This is a genomic window from Elizabethkingia bruuniana (assembly GCF_002024805.1).
Taxonomy (GTDB): domain Bacteria; phylum Bacteroidota; class Bacteroidia; order Flavobacteriales; family Weeksellaceae; genus Elizabethkingia; species Elizabethkingia bruuniana.
In genome coordinates, this window is the sequence record NZ_CP014337.1 from 4,239,588 (window position 1) to 4,260,264 (window position 20,677).

Here is a 20,677-nt window from a genome sequence, read left to right on the forward strand (position 1 = left end):
TTCGTTATAACGTTGGATGTTTCTTAAATATTTTATTTCTGTCGAATAAATAGCGATAAGTTGTAAGTTTTCTTGTGATTGTTGTATCTAAGTTTTCTGCAATTTTAATCATTTTGGGATTGAAATCCCCTATCCACTGCATTTCTATTTCCTCAAAATGAGTATATTTTCTTAGATGCTGTGTTCCTTCCCATATCATATAGCCATCTATACCTCTTTTTTGCCATTCTGGTACGATACCAAAAACCAGCCCTACCATTTTTTTATTCGGGACAAATTGCCGGATGAGCAAAAACTTTATTTTCTCCCACACTCCAAATTTTCCATTCAGGTATCGGAACCATTCATTCAGATCCGGAAGATTTATCCACATGCCAACCGGACTTCCTTTTTCATATACAAACCAGGAGATATGTTCATTGATTACAGGTTTTATAATATGAAACATTTTTTTTACCTGTTTTACATCCAGCTGTTTTCCTTCACCGTGGTTTGCCCATGCAGCATTATAAATATGTGTAAAATCCTCGGCATAACGATCAAGATGTTTTATCTGCATTCTTTCTGCATGAATATCCGGATTTTGACTAAGACATGTATGTGCATTTATAAAGCTGGAGTCAACTTCACTTGTAGTTTTTCGGGAAAAACATAGCTGTTGGAAATATGGCTGAAAACCATAACCCTCAAAAAGCTTCTGATAGTAAGGGAAATTGTAATTCATCCTGTAAAGGGGTCTTGTAAAACCTTCTGTCAGTAATCCCCAAAACTGATCTCTTTCACCAAAATTAATAGGCCCGTCCATAGCTTCCATACCTTTCTGTTGTAACCATTCTCTACAAAAATCAAAAATGAAATTAGCAGTTATTTGATCATTAATACAATCAAAAAAGCCGATACCGCCTGTTGGCTGATCTTGTTTATATTTACTGGTATAGAATATGGCTACACGACCTATCGTTTCTTGTTTTTCATTAGTGCATAGCCATCTGGAAGCTTCTCCGGAGCTAAAAAACTTATTCTTCACAGGATTGAAGATGTCGTCAACATCTTTGTCCATATTCCGGATAAAATTTTTATCTAGCTGATAGAGCCTTACAGGAAACTCAAGAAATTCTTTTCGCGTTATTCTATCAGTAACCTCAGTCATCTTCAGCATAACACTTGTGTTTTGCCAGAGAAGTTACGAAAAATATTATTTTCTGTAAAGCTGTTGATATTTTAGAGGGCTTTTTCCTGTGATGTTCTTGAAACACTCATGAAAGCTGGTAAAATTATTGAAGCCACTCGCAAAGCAAACTTCTTTTACAGACATTTGGTTTTCGATAAGTTTCTGACAAGCATCACCAATTCGGATTTCATTAACAAATTGTGTATAAGTTTTCCCTGTACGGGATTTAAAAAATTTACAAAATGAGTTAGGACTAAGGTTCGCTATTTCAGATACATCCTCCAATGTTATTTTTTGGGTATAGTTAGATAAGGTATAATTATAAATGTCAAGAATCCGGTGTCTCTCATCTTCATCAAAATGATATTTAAAATTGGCTGAAGTTAAAAATTCGTATTCAGCAGATTCACTAATGCTGTGTAAGGCCTCTAATAGACGTATGATTTTCAGAGTTCCGTCGCTTTCTACAATTTCCGGAATGAGTTGTGTAAGTTTCTCTTTAGCTTCCCCTTTAATCTGAAACCCTCTGGAACTAAGTGCCAGTGTCTTTTTCAATGTCTGATTCTCAGGAAGTTTTAAGAAATCTTCACCCCAGAAATGTTCCCCAAAATGTATTACAAAAATTTCAACCTTATTTCTCTTAGGATTTTCAAAGTATTTCGCATCAAATAGCCAATAATGTGGAAGGTTTTTACCAATAAGTGCAACATCACCTTCTTTAAAACGCTCAATACTATTGCCCACATACTGAGTCCCCGAACCTTTTCGGAAATAGATAAGTTCCAAGACCATATGGTAGTGCCATTTGTTGTTTACATCGGGCATTATATCCTTTCGGGCATTGAAGGAATGGAGTGTATCCGAGGAGATTTTCAGGAACTGTGGCTTCATTATTTAGTTATATCAGTATCTAAAACATAAAATTAAACCTTTTTGGATAATATAGCTTAATAATTGGATAAAATACTGAAATTTTATTTTCTAAATAAAACCTTAATTTGTGTTAATAAAGTTTAAAAAAATATTTGATTCTTTATTGAATTGTTATGAAAGTTGGATTATTCGTGCCATGTTATATAGATATATTGTATCCTAAAGTTGGGATAGCAACTTATTCTTTATTAAAAAAGCTTGGTGTAGATGTTAGTTATCCGACTGGTCAGACCTGCTGTGGTCAGCCAATGGCCAATTCAGGTTATCAGCATCTTACATGCGATACTGACAGGAATTTTATTCAGCAATTCAAAGATTATGATGCTATTGTCGCTCCTTCAGGAAGTTGTGTTTTACATATTAAAGAACATCTGAAGGGCGAAGGAAAGGAGAATGAAGATACAGCAATACGTATTCGTGAGAATATTTATGAGCTGACAGAATTTTTGACAGATATATTGAAAGTTGAAAATCTTGAAGTTTCTTTTCCTCATAAAGTAGGTTTTCACCAAAGTTGTCATGGACAAAGAGGTTTAAAGCTTTCCGGTATGAGCGAATTAACAGCTCCTTATTTTTCAAAACCTGAACAATTATTAAATCAGGTGAAAGGAATAGAGCTTATAGAATTAGATAAACAGGATGAGTGCTGTGGTTTTGGCGGAACATTTTGTGTTGCTGAAGAGGCCGTATCATCCAAAATGGGTAAAGACAGAGTAGACGATCATATAAAACACGGTGCAGAATATATTGCAGCTTGTGATATGTCTTGCCTTATGCACCTGGAAGGAATTCTGAAAAGAGAGAAAAGCACTGTGAAAGTGATGCACATAGCGGAGATTTTGAATACTTAATAAGTAAATTAATGAAGAATCACGCCACTTTAGCAGAACAATTTAACCGGGATGAAGACCGTGTAGACTGGCATAACAAGACGTTGTGGTTTGTCCGCGAGAAGCGTGACCGACAGAGCAAGCCTATTCCGGATTGGGAAAAGCTAAGAGAAACTGCATCTAAAATAAAACTGAATGTGCTTTCCAATCTCGATACCTATTTAATAGAGTTCGAGAAGAATGCTTTAGAAAACGGCATAAAAGTACACTGGGCTAAAGATGCAGCAGAACATAATGCTATTGTACTTTCTGTTCTGGAGAAACATCAGGTAAAAAAGATGGTGAAAAGTAAGTCTATGCTTACGGAAGAATGTCACCTGAACGATTATCTGGAGAAAAACGGAATAGAAGTAACAGATACCGATTTGGGAGAGCGTATTGTTCAGTTGGCTAAAGAACCGCCAAGTCATATTGTATTGCCATGCATTCATAAGAAGAAAGAAGAAATTGGTGAGATTTTCCATGAGTATCTAAATACCCCAAAAGGCCTTTCCGATCCGCAGCAGCTAACAGAAATAGCGCGCCAGGATCTTAGGAAGAAGTTTTTGCAAAGCCAGGCAGCTTTAACGGGAGTTAACTTTGCTGTTGCAGAAACCGGAGAGTTTGTGGTATGTACCAATGAAGGAAATGCAGATATGGGTGCGCATTTGGCAAACGTACATATTGCCTGTATGGGATTGGAAAAAATAATCCCAAAGCGTGAACATCTGGGCGTTTTTCTTCGTCTTCTTACAAGAAGTGCCACGGGACAGCCTATTACTACCTATTCCAGCCATTTCAGAAAGCCCAGAGAAGGACAGGAAATGCATCTGGTAATTGTGGATAACGGCAGATCTGAGCAGTTAGGCAGAGAGAAATTCCGAAATTCACTGAAGTGTATACGTTGCGGTGCCTGTTTTAATACATGTCCTGTATACAGACGGAGTGGCGGACATAGCTATCATACAGCAGTTGCAGGGCCGATAGGCTCAGTACTAAGCCCGGCACGAAATATTGAAGAGTACAAGGATCTGCCTTTTGCATCTACATTATGTGGTTCATGTACTAATGTATGTCCGGTACAGATTGATTTACATAATCAGCTGTATGAACTAAGACAAGAGGTTATTGCCTCAGGATTGGGAGAGCCGGTGAAAAACTTCTCTATGAAGCTGATGGCAAGGTCACTTTCCAATGCAAAAAAGTATGAGAAGCTTAGAAAGAAAGTGAAATTTGGATATCGCTACACACCATTCCTTCTTAAAAGTGGTATAAACCCTTGGTATAAGCATCGTGAGATGCCTGAAATGCCAGAGGAAAGCTTTAAAGAATGGTATAAAAAGAATGTTGAGAATGGGAAGTAGAGAAGAAATTTTATCCAGAATTGCAAAAGTAAAGCCTGCAGGAAATGAACTGCCTGAAGACTTATCATTTATACCGGGAACCGGAAACCTTCTGGAGTCTTTTGTGCAAACAGCTCGGAATAATGGTTCGCAGGTTACATTTGTAGAGAATACAGAAGAGGTTTTAACATACCTCAAAGAGAATATAGCATCTGATAAAAGAATAATCTCTAATATCAATGCATTAAAAGAAAATTTGTACAGTGACAGCGATGAAATAACAGATTCGCATGAACTGGAAAATGTAGAAGTTGCTCTTATTGAAGGGAGCATAGGAGTAGCGGAGAATGCTGCAGTATGGATTACAGAAAAGCAAATGAAATATAGGGCATTACCTTTTATCACTCAGCATTTATTTGTGATATTAGCGGCCGATAAAATAGTAGCTCTGATGCATGATGCATATAAAATAATAGAGATAGAAGGTGGATTTTCATCTTTTATTTCAGGACCGTCTAAAACGGCGGATATAGAACAATCACTGGTGATTGGTGCACATGGTGCACGCAGCCACCACATATTTATAATGAATAACCAATAACCATGAAAGCTTAAATAAAAACTAACAAACTAATAACCATGAAAATTTAAGTGAAAAACGAAAAACTAATAACCACGAAGACCTTTACTTTATAGACCATGCAAAACATAACAACAGAGCAATCAACAAAAGCTTCATCAGAAAGGAGGAGAGGCTACCTTTTCCCACTGATTCTCGTTACGAGTCTCTTCTTCTTCTGGGGCTTTGTTCACAACCTGGATCCGGTGCTGATTCCGCACCTGAGAAAGGCTTTTCAGCTGACAGATTTAGAATCTTCCCTTGTGGATTTTTCTATATTTATTGCCTATTTTCTTATGGCAATACCTGCCGGAAATGTTATGCGCAAGTATGGCTATAAAAGTGGAATCATATTTGGGCTCTGCCTGTTTGCATTAGGAGCTTTCCTTTTTATTCCGGCAGCCAATACCCAGATGTACATTTTCTTTTTAGGAGCATTATTTGTAATAGCCTGTGGATTGGCCTTTCTGGAAACAGCAGCTAATCCCTATGTAACTATTTTAGGCCCTGAAGAAACAGCAACACGCAGATTAAACTTTTCACAATCTTTCAACGGACTCGCAGCTTTTATAGCGCCAATCGTTGGAGGTAAATATATTCTGAGTGAACAATCTATGACTGATTCACAACTAAAAGCATTACCTCCACACGAGCTTAGTGCTTACATTGCTCAGGAAGCAGCCAGTGTAAAAGGGCCATATCTGGTTCTGGGAGTTATTATTGTTATTGTAATGCTTTTGTTTGTCTTTACAAAGTTGCCAGACATTAAGCATGAAGACGATGGTGATAAATCTAAAATTTCTCATGCGTGGAGACACAAACATCTTCGCTGGGCAGTTGTTGCACAATTCTTTTATGTAGGAGCGCAGGTATGTGTACTAAGCTTTTTTATACGTTTTGTTGTTGTTTCAGCAGGAATTACGGAAAAAAATGCTGCATTTTATTCAGGATTGGCAGGACTGGCCTTTATGGTTGGAAGATTTGTCGGAACCTTCTTTATGAAATACGTAAAGCCTAATAAACTTTTAATGATCTACGCAGTTCTGAGCATGCTTCTTACTTTGGTAGCAGTATTCGGAAAAGGTGATATTACCATTTATGCGCTTATTGGAGTAGCTTTCTTTATGTCGATAATGTTCCCTACAATTTTTTCACTGGGAATAGCAGATTTGGGTAAAGATACCAAGATAGCATCTTCTCTTATTGTAATGTCTATTGTAGGAGGAGCAATATTGCCATTAGGATTAGGCTATATTTCAGATGTTACCCATAGTATACAGTATGGCTACATCGTACCATTTATATGTTTCATTGTTGTATTTGCTTTTGGTAAATATGGCTGGAAACCAACCGAAGCATAGTCAAGCAGCTTTAGCTGCTGATAAAACTTCGATAATAATCAGAGAACATAATCATGAAAAATAAAATATTGAGAATTAACCCAAAGGACAATGTCTTAGTGGCACTACAAGATATTGAACAGGGTGAGAAAGTCCTTTTTGAAGGACTGGAATATGAAACCTTAGAGAAAATTCCAGCAAAGCATAAATTCTTCATGCAGGATCTTCCGCAGGGAAGTGAAGTAATGATGTACGGTGTTCTGGTTGGAAAAACACAGTTCGATGTGAAGAAAGGAGCAAGGATGAGTGTAGAAAATACCAAGCATGCAGCAGAACCTTATGCATACCGCGATGTGGAATATGCATGGCAGGCACCTGATATCTCAAAGTTTGAAGATAAAACTTTTGATGGCTATCACCGCAGCAATGGCGAAGTAGGAACAGCTAATTATTGGTTGTTTATTCCTACGGTATTTTGTGAAAACAGGAACCTTGACATCATTAAAGAAGCCTTGCACAACGAACTCGGATATGCTGTAGGAGATAAATATAAAGACTATACCCATCATTTACTGGAAGCCTATCAGAAAGGTGAAGATTTAGAAAACATATCTTTAAATCCAGTTGTGGAAGTAAAGAATCGTGTTTTCAAAAATGTAGACGGTATAAAATTCCTGAATCATAGCGGTGGCTGTGGCGGAACCAGACAGGATTCTGCAACGCTTAGTAAGCTATTAGCATCCTATGCAGACCATCCGAATGTTGCCGGAATTACTTTGCTTAGCCTCGGTTGTCAGCATCTTCAGGTAGATAACTTTAAGAAAGATTTAAAAGAGAGAAATCCTAATTTCGATAAACCCCTTCTGGTATTTGAACAGCAAAAGACACAAAGTGAAGAAGCTTTAATCAGACAGGCTATTCATGATACTTTTATCGGGCTTACGGAAATTAATAAAATAGAAAGAAAGCCGGCAAGACTGGATAAATTGGTATTGGGTGTTAAATGTGGCGGAAGTGATGGATTCAGCGGAATCTCTGCGAATCCGTCTGTAGGCTATACAGCCGATTTGTTAGTAGGATTAGGCGGGAAAGTATTACTGGCTGAGTTTCCGGAATTGTGCGGAGCCGAGCAGGAAATGATCGACCGCTCTGTGGATAAAGAAACTGCCGAGAAATTTATCAAACTCATGACAGAATATGATACATTAGCACATAAAGTTGGTTCAGGTTTTTATATGAACCCATCACCGGGAAATATAAAAGATGGTCTTATTACTGATGCTATAAAATCTGTCGGAGCAGCCAGAAAAGGAGGCCTTTCTCCGGTAGCTGATGTCTTGGATTATACCGAGAAAGCAACAAAACCCGGATTGAGTTTAGTTTGTACTCCCGGAAATGATGTAGAAGCAACAACAGGAAAAGCAGCTTCCGGAGCTACCTTAATATTATTTACGACAGGATTGGGAACACCAACGGGGAATCCGGTTTGTCCTACCATAAAAGTAGCAACCAATACATCATTGGCGATCAGAATGTCCGATATTATAGATATCGATACAGGACCAATTATAGAAGGAAGCAAGACTATTGCAGAAATGGGAGAAGATATTCTCGATTATTGTATAGAAGTGGCAAGCGGTAGAATTATACCAAAAGCTGTTTTACTCAATCAAGATGATTTTATCCCCTGGAAAAGAGGAGTGAGTTTATAAGTACGAAGTTAGAAGTTAGAAATACTTTGCGCGTTTTGCGCTTAAAAAAATATAAAATGTTTTCATTAAAAAATAAAAAAGCAGTAATTACAGGAGGAGGAAGTGGTATTGGAAAAGCTATTTCCGAATTATTTGCCGAGCAGGGAGCGGAAGTTCATATCCTGGAAATTAGTGAAGCCAACGGAGCAGAGGCATTATCCGAAATAGAAGCAAAAGGAGGGAAAGCCTATGTTCATGTTTGTGATGTATCCAATCACCAACAGATAAAAGACTTGTTTACAAGCATAGGAGCCATTAATATATTGGTAAATAATGCCGGTATTGCCCATGTTGGTAAAGCAGATAATACCTCAGAAGAAGATTTTGATAAGATAGTAAATGTAAATATCAAGGGAGTTTATAACTGTTTACATGCAGCTATTCCACAATTGAAAGAATCCGGAAATGCAGTTATTCTTAATCTTGCATCTATTGCGGCATTGGTAGGTATTCCGGACAGATTTGCTTATAGTACTGCAAAAGGAGCTGTAAAAGCGATGACGATGAGTGTGGCCAAAGACTACATCCATGATAATATCCGTTGTAATTCTATTTCTCCGGCTAGAGTACATACACCTTTTGTAGATGGTTTTTTACAGAAAAATTATCCTGACAGAATAGAGGAAATGTTTCAGAACCTTTCCAAAACCCAACCAATAGGAAGAATGGCGAATCCAAAAGAAATTGCAGCACTGGCATTGTATTTATGCAGTGATGAAGCTTCTTTTATTACAGGATGCGATTACCCGATTGACGGAGGTTTTACAACATTAAACAACTAATTTTAAACAAAGACAATGAAACTAATAAGATACGGAGCGGAAGGACAAGAAAAACCAGGTGTTATTATTGATGAGAAATACTACGATGTTTCTCACCTGGTGAATGATTATGATGAAAAGTTTTTCTCCGGGAATGCTATTGAAGAGTTAAAAGAAAAAATTGCTGCCGGCGGACTTACCGAAGTTGATCAGGATGTAAGACTGGGCGCGCCACTGGCAAGACCTTCAAAAATTGTTTGCGTAGGACTTAATTATAAGGACCATGCCGAAGAAACTAATATGCCTATACCATCTGAACCTATTTTGTTTTTTAAATCTACTTCAGCCTTAGTTGGTCCTAACGACGATCTGATAATTCCCAAAAACAGCACTAAAACAGACTGGGAGGTTGAACTGGCTATTATAATAGGAAAAAAAGCCAGCTATGTGGAAATGGAAAATGCATTGGATCATGTTGCAGGCTATGCTTTGCACAATGATTACAGCGAAAGAGCTTTCCAGATCGAAAGAAACGGGCAATGGGTAAAAGGAAAAAGTGCAGATACATTTGCACCACTAGGTCCTTTTATCGCCACAAAAGATGAAATAAAAGATGTTAATAACTTGAGACTTTGGCTGAAAGTAAATGACAAAAAGGTTCAGGATGGTAATACTTCAAACTTTATCTTTGATGTAGCTTATATAGTAAGTTATATCAGTCAGTTTATGACCTTACTCCCGGGAGATGTAATTTCCACCGGAACACCTGCAGGAGTAGGAATGGGACAGAAACCAGAAGCATGGTATCTGAATCCGGGAGATGTAGTAGAATTAGGAATAGAAGGACTGGGAACAAGTAAACAAAATGTAAAAGCTTATTCCTAATGAGAAAATATGCACTAGCTTTAGACCTTAAAGACGACGACGAGTTAATTCGTCAATATGAAGAATACAACAAACAGGTATGGCCTGAAATTCTGGAAAGCATCAAAAATTCCGGAATACAGAATATGGAAATCTACCGTACAGATAACCGACTTTTTATGATAATGGAAGTTGGAGATGATTTTTCTTTCGACGTAAAGGCTGAAGCAGATGCAGGAAACCCGAAAGTTCAGGAATGGGAAAAGCTGATGTGGGATTATCAGCAGGCATTACCCAAATCTAAGCCTGGCGAAAAATGGGTGTTAATGAACAAAATATTTAGTCTGTAGAAAATGATAGACACTCACGTTCATTTCTGGCAATATGATGAGGTCCGCGATAGCTGGATCGATGATAGTATGGAAGTTATCCGCAAAGACTTTCTGCCTTCTGATATTGAAGAATTGCTGGTAAGTAACAGCGTTGAGGGAATTGTTGCTGTACAGGCAGATCAGAGTATTGCAGAAACCAGATTTTTGCTGGATCTTGCAGAAAATAACCCTAGGATATTGGGCATTGTTGGCTGGATAGATTTCCTGAGTGATAATTTCGAAGAGCAGCTGCATACCTATAGAAAATATTCTAAACTAAAAGGCTGGAGGCATATTGTGCAGGCAGAACCGGAAGGCTTTTTAGCTTATCCACAGTTTGTGGATAACGTAAAAAAGCTGAAAGAATATAATTATATCTATGATATTCTGGTCTATTATTCGCAATTGGAAGAAGCCATTGAGTTTGCTGAAAAGCTTCCTGAGCAAAAACTGGTTTTGGATCATATGGGTAAACCAGATTTAAAAACACCAGAGATAGATCATTGGAAAAAGAATATTACAGTATTGGCCAAATCTGCAAATGTGTATTGCAAACTTTCCGGATTGGTTACTGAAGCTGAAAAAGGAAAGTGGACAAAAGAAATGCTGGAACCTTATTTAGATGTAATTTTCGAAAATTTTGGGACATCCAGAATAATGTTTGGGAGTGATTGGCCGGTAATGCTTCTGAACACCAATTATACAGAATGGATACAGCTGGTAAAAGACTATATACAAAGATTTAGTAAAGAAGAGCAGCAACAAATCCTGAGAGGAAATGCTGTTGATTTTTATAATTTATAGAACATGGATTTACAACTTGAAAATAAAATTATCATTGTAAGTGGCGGGGCCAAAGGTATTGGTGAAGGTATTGTACGGGTATTGGCTCAGGAAAAAGCAATTCCTGTTATCATCGGAAGAAGCGCTGAAGACAATCAGAAACTTATTGATGATTTAGCCGAAAAAAATCTGACAGCTCATGCTGTAGTTGCCGAATTGACTCAGCCTGAGGAATGCAGAAAAGCTATAGATGAGATTATTACAAAGTTCGGAAGAATTGATGGGTTGGTAAATAACGCAGGAGTTAATGACGGAGTAGGGTTGGAGAATGGAAGTTATGAGGCTTTTATGCAGTCATTGCACAAAAATCTTATTCATTATTATCTTCTGGCTCATTATGCACTTCCTGCGCTGAAAGAAAGTAAAGGATCGATTGTAAATATAGGAAGCAAAACTTCTGAAACCGGGCAAGGCGGAACTTCTGCTTATGCAGCATCCAATGGCGGAAGAAGTGGGTTGACCAGAGACTGGGCTGTAGAATTATTGCCTTACAGCATCAGGGTAAATGCTGTAATTGTTGCCGAAGCGTATACACCGTTATATGAAAAGTGGATTAAGACTTTTGATAATCCTGAGGCTAAATTGAAATCTATAACAGATAAAATTCCATTTGAAAAAAGAATGACTACAACTGAGGAAATTGCCAATATGGTTGTATTTCTGCTCTCAGAAAAGTCCAGCCATACAACAGGGCAATTGATTCATGTCGATGGTGGCTATGTACACCTGGACAGAGCTTTATAAAAACTTCATCACAAATATTATTATTTTAACTTTTCAAAAAAAGAGTGCTGCTTTCGGGTAGCGCTCTTTTACTTTTTACTGACTGTAAACAAACCTTATAGGTCTAAGAGACCTATAAGGTTTGTAAGTATGAGAATGAATATTAACTTAATTATTTTTGAAGATCACTTTCGAAAAAGGCCATGGTACTGCCAATCCAGATTGCATCTTTCTTATTGAAATTTACATTCACCATTTCTGCTTTGGTCATTCTTACAAGATTTACAAGGAACTCTAATTTGTTACTTCTTTCCGCCTTACCAAACAATAGACGGATTTCTGCTTTGGAAAACTCACCGTTGATATCCTCAAATATTGGAGCATAGCTCACTTTTTGTTGCAGTATATAATTTTCTTTGTCACTTATACTGTCAATATCTTCCTGCTTGGGATATATGTTTACACCACTTCCTGCAAAAGAGAAAAGAGGTTTTAATACATACTGACTGTAGTCTAGACTATTTGGAGCTTCATTCAGAAAATAACTTTTCGGAATATAAGCATGGTCTAGCTTTGGAAGGATAAATTTAGAAATTTTGAAGAACCAGTTAGGATGCGTTACCCAGGTTACATCTACATCATCTGTGAAATGAAAATCAGTTTTTAGATCCGAAATATTATCCAGCTCATCAAAAATTACACGATTGTAAATACGGTTTATTTTGATCTTTCTCCCATTGTTTTCGTAGAAAAGCTGTCGGCCTTCTTTTATAAGCTGGGTTAGGCAAATGGTTTTTATACCCAGGAAATTTTCAGTTACACTGAAGTCTACAGCTGTCTTTTGCTGTTCAGGGAATATTTCCAGCAGAATAACATTCTCCGGATTTTCGTTTCCGATAATAATATTCCTTAGCATCTCTATGTAATCATTTATCGGGATACGTCTTTTGAAAGTATCCAGAAAAGGGTATACTGATCTTAAGTCTTCCTCATATTGGCGTTGAAAACCAAAAAGAGAAGGGAAAGCCTGTAATTCGATTAGCTGAGGTTCCAGCTCTCCGGATTCATTTCTGCAGATTCCGAAATCAATTGCCAGAAAATGATAATGGGAATCATCACCGGGAACCAAAGACTGAGAAGGAATCGCTTTGTTTAGTTCTTCGGCAGAAAAAGAATCTATTTGCTGGATAATAGACTCGGCTGCATTAAATAGTTTTTCCTGAAAAACTTTATCAACAAAAATCGGGCTTTCTGAAAGTCTGAATCCAATTTCTGTAGATGAATGTTGCTGACAGGTATCTTTTAGTTTTTGATATTTCTCTGGTGAGAAAGCATCATTAAACTGCTTTCTGAGATTAGGAATCATATCATATCTGTGTTTTTAGGCCAGGGAAACAGTTTTAGAAATCTGCTGTGCGGCAAACTCCAAAAATACTGGCAGGATTTCTTTTCTTGTAAGTACTACTTTATCTTCGTCGTCAATACGGTCTATTGTTTCCTGATATTTATCCAGTCCGTAATCTTCAATAATACTGTTTTTGTATTTTTCAACTTTCAGAGATTCCAGAAAGCCTTCCGGATCTGCTTCCGGGTGGAATTGAGTTCCAAATATCTCTTCGGAAAACCGAATAGCCATTACAGCCCTTTCCAGATCAACATATGGACGTTCTTTCTCCAGTGCCAAAATCTGCATTCCGTGTTTTTCCAGATGATTTGTTTTAGGCTGTATAACCTGATAAGCTCTGGAATCTACTGCATAGAAAGGTTCGGGAAGATTTTTCAGTAAAAAATCTTTTTCACCAGCTTCTGTCTTATGGATCGGCATAACTCCGAAAGAATAAGACTTTCTTTGAGTAACTTCAGCCAGATCCCAATAAATGCAGGCTAGCTGGAATGAATGGCAGATAAGAAACATATACTTTTTAGATTCATTTTCTTTGTTATGTTTCCATACAGCATTCAGAAAACGATTGTAATTCTCCTCCCATACAAAACCTTCCTTATGCGGATTTCCGGGACCTCCGGAAGAAATGAAAATATCAAAATCTTCGATTTTAGGCATTTCATATTTGTGACGAACGTCAAAAATCTCAATACTGACCTGATATCCGGAATTGGCTTTGAATGTTTCCGATATAGCTTTTATATTTCGCATCCCTTGGTTAGGATGATTGTTGTTCATGTCGAGTATTGCAATTTTTATTTCGTGGTTCATAATCTGTATATTTTCTACAAATGTAATAAAGTAAAAAGTTGTTTTCCAGTGTTCTGTGGTATTAGAGTACGGATTTTTCGGTTTCACGAATCATATAGTCTACAACCTTCTTGATGTCGCCAGTTTCATGGAAAACCTTTAGCTGTCGATCAGCGCCGGTTCCCATTTTTATAATTTCACGGGCATATTCCGCTTCTTTACGACAGCCCAGTTCATCAACAACATCATCTATAAATTCCAGTAATTCATCCAACAAAATAGCATAAGGTACACTGGCCTCTTTACCAAAGTCGATAAGGTCTGCATGTATTCCGTCTTTTGAGGCCCGCCACTTATTCTCACTCAGCAATAATCTACGGTAAGAACGGAAACTAATATTTTGTCTGTGCATTTTGTAGATTTTAGCAACCAGAGATTGCATAATCGCGGCTAGACATGTCGTTTCGTCTATTGTAAAAGGCATATCGCAAATCCTGAATTCTATAGTCGGATAAAAAGGATGCACGCGAAGATCCCACCATATCTTTTTAGCATTGTCTATAGTTCCGGTTTTTATCATCAGGTTAACATAAGCATCAAATTCTGCAACACTGCTGAAATAACTCGGAATACCCGTTCTTGGAAATTTGGCAAAAACTTCCTGGCGGTATGACTTAAAACCTGTAAGTCGGCCTACCCAAAAAGGGGAGTTGGTAGACAGTGCATAAACATGGGGCAAAAAGTAACGCATTACATTCTGAATGCGGATTCCTTCTTCTCTGTCCGGAATACCAATATGTACGTGTAGCCCGAAAATCAGATTAGATCGGGCAACGTCACCCATATCATTTACAATTTTGTTGTAACGTTCGGCTTTGGTAATAATGTTATCCTTCCAGTGAGAGAAAGGATGGGTCCCTCCGCCTGAAACACGCAGTCCCTGGTCGTGTGCTATTTTTACCAGTTGGCGCCGCAGACCGGTAAGTTCATCACGTGCCTGTGCTACATTCTGGCAAATGCCTGTTTCCATTTCTACCATGGATTCATGCATTTCATGCTTGAGGTTTTCACTCAATATTGCTTTTCCACTTTCTATAATTTTAGAAACGTGTGAAACCAAATCCCGGCTTTCCGCATCGATAATCTGGTACTCCTCTTCTATACCTATTGTGAATTTGTGCATTTTGTGTGTTTTTAATTTTTAGTTTGAGAAGCCCGCATGCTGCGGATTTATTTAACAGAGTCTTTTACAAATGTTCCCCACGAAATATTCGGCTTGCCCGGAACATATTCATTCGCTTTTTCTATAGCGAGTTTTGCAGCATGTTCTACAATCCATGCAAAGTTTTCTTCTCCTACAGAATTTTTATCCGCATCTGGTGCAGGATTGCAGAAATCGATAGCATAAGGGATACCATCTCTTACAGCAAATTCTACTGTATTGAAGTCGTATCCTAAAGCCTCATTCATTTTAATAGTATAGTTGTGAATGGTTTTGAGCAGATCTTCCAGCTGTTTTCCGGAATACTGAGATTTTGCTGCATAGCGTAAATGATGTGGGTTTCTTGGTTCATAAGGCATGATATGAACATATTTTTTTCCCAGACAGTATACACGATAGTAGTCTTCAAAAATAATTTCCTCCTGTACCATCATCACCAATTGCTCGGTCTCCGAAAGTTTATTCCACAAATCTTCAGGATTTTCCACACGATAAACATTTCTCCAGCCACCACCATCATGCGGCTTCATATAAGCAGGAAAGCCAACATAATTAAAAATATAATCCCAGTTATGCGGAAAAGTAAGGTTCCTGAATGATGTTTCGCTTGTATTCGCAGGTCTGTCATTGGAGGGTAATAAAACGGTCTTCGGTAAAGGAATTCCCAGTTTGCTCATTAATGCATTATTAAAGAATTTCTCATCGGCACTCCACCAGAAAGGGTTGTTGATAACATAAGTACCGTTCAGTGCTGCATTTTTCAGATAAGCACGGTAGAAAGGAACATCCTGAGAAATTCTGTCTATAATTACAGCATAACCATAATCAGCTCCCTGCTCCAGAACATCAATTTTCACCGGTTCAGCAATAATTTCGCCTTTTCCCAGCTCGTTTACCTTATCTATAAATGCCCAAGGGAAGGTATCTTCCATTCCGAATAGTATTCCAACTTTTTTTGCCATAATTGTATTTTTTGAGTAGTTAATATTTTAGTTAATCGTGTTTTTATGAGAAATAAGCACTTATGAATTTTGGGAAAACCATCCTCCACAACGGCCAGTCATGATTAATCCATTTGGCTTCATCGTACCAGTGATTAATTCCCTTCGAACGAAGAATGTTGGACATTCGAATATTTTTGTCCAGACAAACATCCTGATCGGAAGTGCTGAGGACAATATGCATATGCCCGAATTTCCAGGAAGCATCGTCCCGCATAAATTCCTCAGGACAATTGAAATAAACTGTATCGTTGCTAAAACCATCCATGAAATTTCGGATAGAGAAAGCTCCGGACATCGCTATAAGGTGGGAGATTACATCCGGATAGCGGAATGCAAAATTGGTAGCATGATAGGCTCCAAAGCTACAACCGGCAATAGCTACACGATGTACTTGATGAGTTTTCTGGATAAATGGAATATATTCTCGGATGAGAAACTGAACGTAGTTTTCATAACGCCATATTCTTTCCTGAGGAGAAATATTGTCGTTGTAGAAGTTCTCTTTATCCAATGTTTCCAGATTAAAAAGTTTCACTTTTCCACTGTCTGTGAAATGATCTATAGATCCGTTAAGATGGAAATCTGCATTCTGGGTGAGGCTTCCTTGTGATGTAGGAAACATAATAATAGGATGTCCGAAATGTCCCGTCACCTGAATGTTTATTTTCCTCCCTAAAATATGGGAATAGTAGTCTGTATATTCTACTTGTGGCATATTTGTGTTTTTAGTGTTTAAGATGTTGGCTTTGCTTGTGGGGGAAGAATGCTAAGATGATGTGCATAGATCTTTTCTGCAGCATCGTCCAGAGCCTCAGTTATTTTATCGGCAGAATCTGACTGATACAGAAGGCTGATATGATGATCCAGATTAAGAGACTTTACAAGCTCTTCTCTTTGAAAATCCGTAATGTCCGGATGCTTGTCCTTAGCTAGTGCTATAATAAGCCCTGCGAAATGATTTCGTTCATACGTAAGGTTATATTTGTTCTTGTTCAAGACATCTGTTTCAATCTTCACCCATTCCCGCCAAAGATTGACCTTGGTAGAAGCTTCCACCATATCCGGAATATGTGCTCCGCCTACACGGGAAGAAGTTTCCAGAAAGTAGAACTTTCCATCCTCATTACTTTTGATAAATTCCGAATGGGTAGCACCATGTACAATCCCAAATTTGGAAAGAACCTGCTGGTTGATTTCTGCAAGACCTTTGAAGTCTTCGGAATCTTCTGCCAGTGTTTTGGTTCTGAAAATACCACCATCATGCGATACTGCCATAGGTGGAGAAAGGTATTTCGAGCAGGAAATAAATTTAATTTCTTTGTTATAAACGAGGCAGTCAACATGGAAAACATCTCCTGGTTTGAAAACCTCTAAAAGAAAATGGATACGATCTTCACCCAGTGTTTCCATCACTTTCCAGAGTTCTTCTGCGGAACGTATTTTTTTTATACCACTTGCAGACGCTTCAGAACGAGGTTTTAAAACCCATGGTGCAGGGTTTTCTTCAATGAATCTTGTAATAACACTGTCATTAAAAACCGGAGCAAAGGGTGGAATATTGATACCACTGTCCTTTGCCATCTGGCGCATGGCCAGTTTGTCCCGAAAATATCGGTAAGTCGTTTGACCCATTCCTTGTATACGAAAGGTTTCCCGGATTAGCGCAGCTTTTTCCACATCGAAATCGTCTAATGCAATAACGGTATCGATGTTATGAATCTTCATAAGGTAAGCAAACCCCTGGATCATATGGTCAGAATTCCATACCGAGGGTTCTGTCTCCGACATGTAGTAGACTTCATCTATAGCATGCCAGGGCCAGTTTTTTTCTTTCAGGCTTTCGGAGGTAATCAGGATGACTTTGTTGCCCAGCTTTTTGCATTCATCCATAAAATCATAGCCTTTGTAATAGCTGGAAAGGCAAACGAATGTTTTCATCTTGTGTTTTTAGTTTTTTACAATTTTTCTATAAAGTCTATTAGGAGTCTTACACCATAACCTGTAGCTGCTTTTTCCTTAGCATAAGTTACATTCCCGAAGCACATAGCGGCAATATCTAGATGTGCCCATTTAGGATGATCGTTGATAAAATGTTTTAAAAAAGTAGCGGCAACGATACAGTCACCTACAGGTTTCAGTGAAATATTTTTTAAATCGGCTACATCCGATTTAATCTCATCTTCCCAGTCTTCCCATAATGGGAGGCTCCAGAGGCGTTGTCCGGTTTTTTGTCCGGATTCTTCAAGTTGCTTTTGCAATGACTGGTCGTTAGAGAAAAGGGCACCACAAGTAGTTCCGAACATTCGCACAGCACTTCCTGTAAGAGTAGCCAGATCTATCAGATAATCGGTTTTATAATTTTTTGAAAGATAAGCAAGTCCGTCCGCAAGAGTCATGCGGCCTTCAGCATCTGTATCTATTACTTCTATTGTCTTTCCGTTGTAAGCAGTAACTACATCACTAGGCAGGTAAGCATTGTTGGAAACAGCATTGTCGGTAATCGGAAGTATGGCTGTAATATTGACAGGTAACTGCATTTCTGCAGCAGCTATTAATGTACCCAAAACAGCTGTAGCACCACCCATATCGCTTTTCATATAGTGCAGATTGGCAGCTGGTTTTATAGAAATTCCACCGGTGTCAAAAAGCACGCATTTGCCTACCAGACCTATTGTTGGAGCATTTTCTTTTTCGGAAATATATTCTATAATAGTGAATGCAGCTTCCTGATGGCTTCCCTGATTAACCGCCAGATAGGCTCCGAGCCCAAGCTCTTCACATTGTTTACGGTTGTATGTAGTGAGATTGAAGCCGTATTCCTGAGCTCTATCCTGTATAAAATTACTTAATTGTGGTGCTTTTTTAAGATTAGCAGGTTTGTTCAGCCAGTCCATACAAATAAACTGACCTTTGCAAATAGCTTTTATCTTAGCAAACTTTTCTTCAAATAGTTCAATGTTTGCCCATCTGAACTCTGGATTCCATAGCGGATGTATTGCCTGAAAAGGATATTGATAAGTTCCCAGATAGAACCCCAATAACAAACTTTCAGTTTCCCGGGAACTGAGAATATCTGCATGTAAAAATGTAATATTTGTGGATAACTTCTCCCTATGATCATAAGAAAACTTCTGACCGATGTTGGTAAGGTCATTTTCTGAATAAGCTGTACCTGTTCCTAAGAGTAAAGTAATCTCGTTGTTTGAAGCAATAACAAAGCTTTCATTTCTTTTCCCTGAAAAGAAAGTTTGCAAAGAATCAAGGAAGAGATGTTGGTTCTCTTTCCATGAATCTTCAGAGTAGATATAAATATGTTGGGTAGCTTCAGACATTTTGTTTGGCTTTATTGTATTTTTTCTTTCTTTCCTTAGGATTTTCCAATTTGTCGAAGAATAACCATTCTAAGGCTCGTGGAAACTCCTGTGACCAATAGAATTCCTGATGTTTTCCTTCCGGATGAATGCTGGTTCTGATATCGAATTCTATGGATTTGCTCTCTTCCCATCGTTTCATGGCTATTTTAAACAGGTTAATCCGTTTTACCATATCCGATCCTTCCAATTCGCCGCCATAGATGTATACCTTAGTATGATAAGGCTGATGAAAGCTTAACATCGGAAAATTATTATTGGGGTTCAACCATAATGATGGAGAGAACAGCATGAGCTTAGAATATACTTCGGGATATAAAAAACCTCCGTAGATACTTATAAGTGCACCTAGTGAACTGCCTCCGATTCCGGTGTGCTCCCTCTCCGGTAAAGTCCGGAAGTGCTGGTCTACGTATGGTTTCAGCGTATCCGTTATAAAGCGTATATACTTTTTGCCTTCAGCTTTTACAGCATATTTGTTTTCATCTTCGAACACATATTCCTGAATACGATCCTGGCTTCCGTGCTCTATAGCTATAATTATAATATCACCAATTCCATATTCGGCAAGGAGAGAGAGTTTCTTATCTATTTCCCAGTTACCAAAAACGCTTTCTTCGTTAAAGAGGTTTTGTGCATCCTGTAAATAAAGCACTGGATAACTTTTCAGTGAATTTTCATAATCATAGGGAAGCAGAGCCCATACTTTTCGGGTTTTATTCAGTTGTGGGATATAGAAATTTTCAGATATCAGTTCTATTTTGGGAAAATATTCTTCCTTGAATGGAGCCCAGTTCAAGCGCCAATCTTCAACAATATCTTCAATTTTTTTAGTTTGCTTTTTTACCTTTCTGTTGGAAGTGAAATGTCCTTCACTATCCATTTCTACATTTTCCCAGCCTCCTTTGGTAAATTTATATTCTACTTCAGAAGGTAATTTATCATCACTGATTTCTATAAAGTATCCGTCTTTAGTCTTTTGCAGACTATAGTTTTTGTCCCGTGGATTCCAATTGTTAAAATTCCCGGTGATGAATATTGTTCTTTCATCGTTTTTATCTGTTTTTAAATAAAACTTCATCAGAATTGTGTTTTTGTGCTGAATTGTTTAATTCTATTAAAGTTAAATAAAAAATGTAATTATGCAATACTTTGTAGTTTATTTTTGTTTTAAATAGGTATTTGTTTAGAAAATAGTAATAGTTATCGGGGTAAATAGATATTATTTCACTTTTTAATGTTGTTTTTACAGATTGAGTTTACATTAAATTAAATCTGAAAAACAGAGCTGTAAAATC

General features: G+C 37.8%; 20 protein-coding genes. 10 read left to right on the forward strand and 10 right to left on the reverse strand.

Annotated elements, in window-relative coordinates:
- Positions 1–4: 4 nt before the first annotated feature.
- Positions 5–1,159 (reverse strand): hypothetical protein, encoded by a 1,155-nt coding sequence (locus AYC65_RS19770; RefSeq protein WP_311316667.1) that lies wholly within the window; start codon positions 1,157–1,159, stop codon positions 5–7.
- Positions 1,160–1,195: 36 nt separating this feature from the next.
- Entirely contained in the window at positions 1,196–2,062 is an 867-nt protein-coding gene (locus tag AYC65_RS19775) for an AraC family transcriptional regulator (protein ID WP_034868994.1), read from the reverse strand.
- Positions 2,063–2,217: 155 nt separating this feature from the next.
- On the opposite strand from AYC65_RS19775, the gene AYC65_RS19780 reads away from it, so the two are divergent.
- The 10 genes from AYC65_RS19780 (at position 2,218) to AYC65_RS19825 (ending at position 11,609) form a co-directional block, all read left to right on the forward strand.
- On the forward strand, positions 2,218–2,955 hold the full coding sequence (locus AYC65_RS19780) for a (Fe-S)-binding protein (RefSeq protein ID WP_034868993.1): 738 nt from the start codon (positions 2,218–2,220) through the stop codon (positions 2,953–2,955).
- Between the two features lie 11 nt (positions 2,956–2,966).
- Positions 2,967–4,337, forward strand: a complete 1,371-nt coding sequence (locus AYC65_RS19785; RefSeq protein ID WP_034868991.1) for a lactate utilization protein B — start codon at positions 2,967–2,969, stop codon at positions 4,335–4,337.
- A complete protein-coding gene (locus tag AYC65_RS19790) occupies positions 4,327–4,917 on the forward strand; it encodes a LutC/YkgG family protein (protein WP_034868990.1) in 591 nt (196 codons plus the stop codon). The genes AYC65_RS19785 and AYC65_RS19790 overlap by 11 nt, the downstream gene beginning before the upstream one ends.
- A gap of 98 nt (positions 4,918–5,015) precedes the next feature.
- The gene (gene fucP / locus AYC65_RS19795; protein ID WP_034868989.1) at positions 5,016–6,296 is read left to right on the forward strand and encodes an L-fucose:H+ symporter permease; all 1,281 of its coding nucleotides are present in this window, start codon (positions 5,016–5,018) and stop codon (positions 6,294–6,296) included.
- Positions 6,297–6,349: 53 nt separating this feature from the next.
- Positions 6,350–7,987, forward strand: coding sequence for a UxaA family hydrolase (locus tag AYC65_RS19800; protein ID WP_034868988.1), 1,638 nt, complete (start codon positions 6,350–6,352; stop codon positions 7,985–7,987).
- A 56-nt stretch (positions 7,988–8,043) separates the two neighbouring features.
- On the forward strand, positions 8,044–8,808 hold the full coding sequence (locus tag AYC65_RS19805; protein WP_024565662.1) for an SDR family NAD(P)-dependent oxidoreductase: 765 nt from the start codon (positions 8,044–8,046) through the stop codon (positions 8,806–8,808).
- A gap of 15 nt (positions 8,809–8,823) precedes the next feature.
- Positions 8,824–9,672, forward strand: coding sequence for a fumarylacetoacetate hydrolase family protein (locus AYC65_RS19810; RefSeq protein ID WP_034868987.1), 849 nt, complete (start codon positions 8,824–8,826; stop codon positions 9,670–9,672).
- Positions 9,672–10,001: an L-rhamnose mutarotase gene (locus AYC65_RS19815; protein WP_034868986.1), complete on the forward strand. Its 330-nt coding sequence runs from the start codon at positions 9,672–9,674 to the stop codon at positions 9,999–10,001. The genes AYC65_RS19810 and AYC65_RS19815 overlap by 1 nt, the downstream gene beginning before the upstream one ends.
- 3 nt (positions 10,002–10,004) lie before the next feature.
- Positions 10,005–10,826 (forward strand): amidohydrolase family protein, encoded by an 822-nt coding sequence (locus AYC65_RS19820; protein ID WP_034868984.1) that lies wholly within the window; start codon positions 10,005–10,007, stop codon positions 10,824–10,826.
- A gap of 3 nt (positions 10,827–10,829) precedes the next feature.
- Positions 10,830–11,609: an L-fucose dehydrogenase gene (locus tag AYC65_RS19825; RefSeq protein WP_034868982.1), complete on the forward strand. Its 780-nt coding sequence runs from the start codon at positions 10,830–10,832 to the stop codon at positions 11,607–11,609.
- Between the two features lie 151 nt (positions 11,610–11,760).
- Here the strand turns inward: AYC65_RS19825 and AYC65_RS19830 are convergent, their stop codons facing one another.
- The 8 genes from AYC65_RS19830 to AYC65_RS19865 form a co-directional block, all read right to left on the reverse strand.
- On the reverse strand, positions 11,761–12,954 hold the full coding sequence (locus AYC65_RS19830) for a hypothetical protein (RefSeq protein WP_034868981.1): 1,194 nt from the start codon (positions 12,952–12,954) through the stop codon (positions 11,761–11,763).
- A gap of 15 nt (positions 12,955–12,969) precedes the next feature.
- The gene (locus AYC65_RS19835; protein ID WP_034868980.1) at positions 12,970–13,803 is read right to left on the reverse strand and encodes a type 1 glutamine amidotransferase; all 834 of its coding nucleotides are present in this window, start codon (positions 13,801–13,803) and stop codon (positions 12,970–12,972) included.
- Positions 13,804–13,864: 61 nt separating this feature from the next.
- Entirely contained in the window at positions 13,865–14,965 is a 1,101-nt protein-coding gene (locus tag AYC65_RS19840) for a carboxylate-amine ligase (protein ID WP_034868978.1), read from the reverse strand.
- Positions 14,966–15,012: 47 nt separating this feature from the next.
- Complete coding sequence (locus AYC65_RS19845) at positions 15,013–15,966, reverse strand: ATP-grasp domain-containing protein (RefSeq protein WP_034868976.1); 954 nt, start codon at positions 15,964–15,966, stop codon at positions 15,013–15,015.
- A gap of 43 nt (positions 15,967–16,009) precedes the next feature.
- A complete protein-coding gene (locus AYC65_RS19850) occupies positions 16,010–16,723 on the reverse strand; it encodes an alpha/beta fold hydrolase (protein WP_034868975.1) in 714 nt (237 codons plus the stop codon).
- A gap of 17 nt (positions 16,724–16,740) precedes the next feature.
- Positions 16,741–17,946: an ATP-grasp domain-containing protein gene (locus AYC65_RS19855; protein WP_034868973.1), complete on the reverse strand. Its 1,206-nt coding sequence runs from the start codon at positions 17,944–17,946 to the stop codon at positions 16,741–16,743.
- Positions 17,947–17,963: 17 nt separating this feature from the next.
- The gene (locus AYC65_RS19860) at positions 17,964–19,340 is read right to left on the reverse strand and encodes a leucyl aminopeptidase family protein (RefSeq protein ID WP_034868971.1); all 1,377 of its coding nucleotides are present in this window, start codon (positions 19,338–19,340) and stop codon (positions 17,964–17,966) included.
- Positions 19,333–20,460 carry an alpha/beta hydrolase-fold protein gene (locus AYC65_RS19865; RefSeq protein WP_034868968.1) on the reverse strand — a complete coding sequence of 376 codons (1,128 nt, stop codon included), beginning with the start codon at positions 20,458–20,460 and terminating at the stop codon, positions 19,333–19,335. Before AYC65_RS19865 ends, AYC65_RS19860 begins: the two co-directional genes overlap by 8 nt.
- Positions 20,461–20,677: the final 217 nt, after the last annotated feature.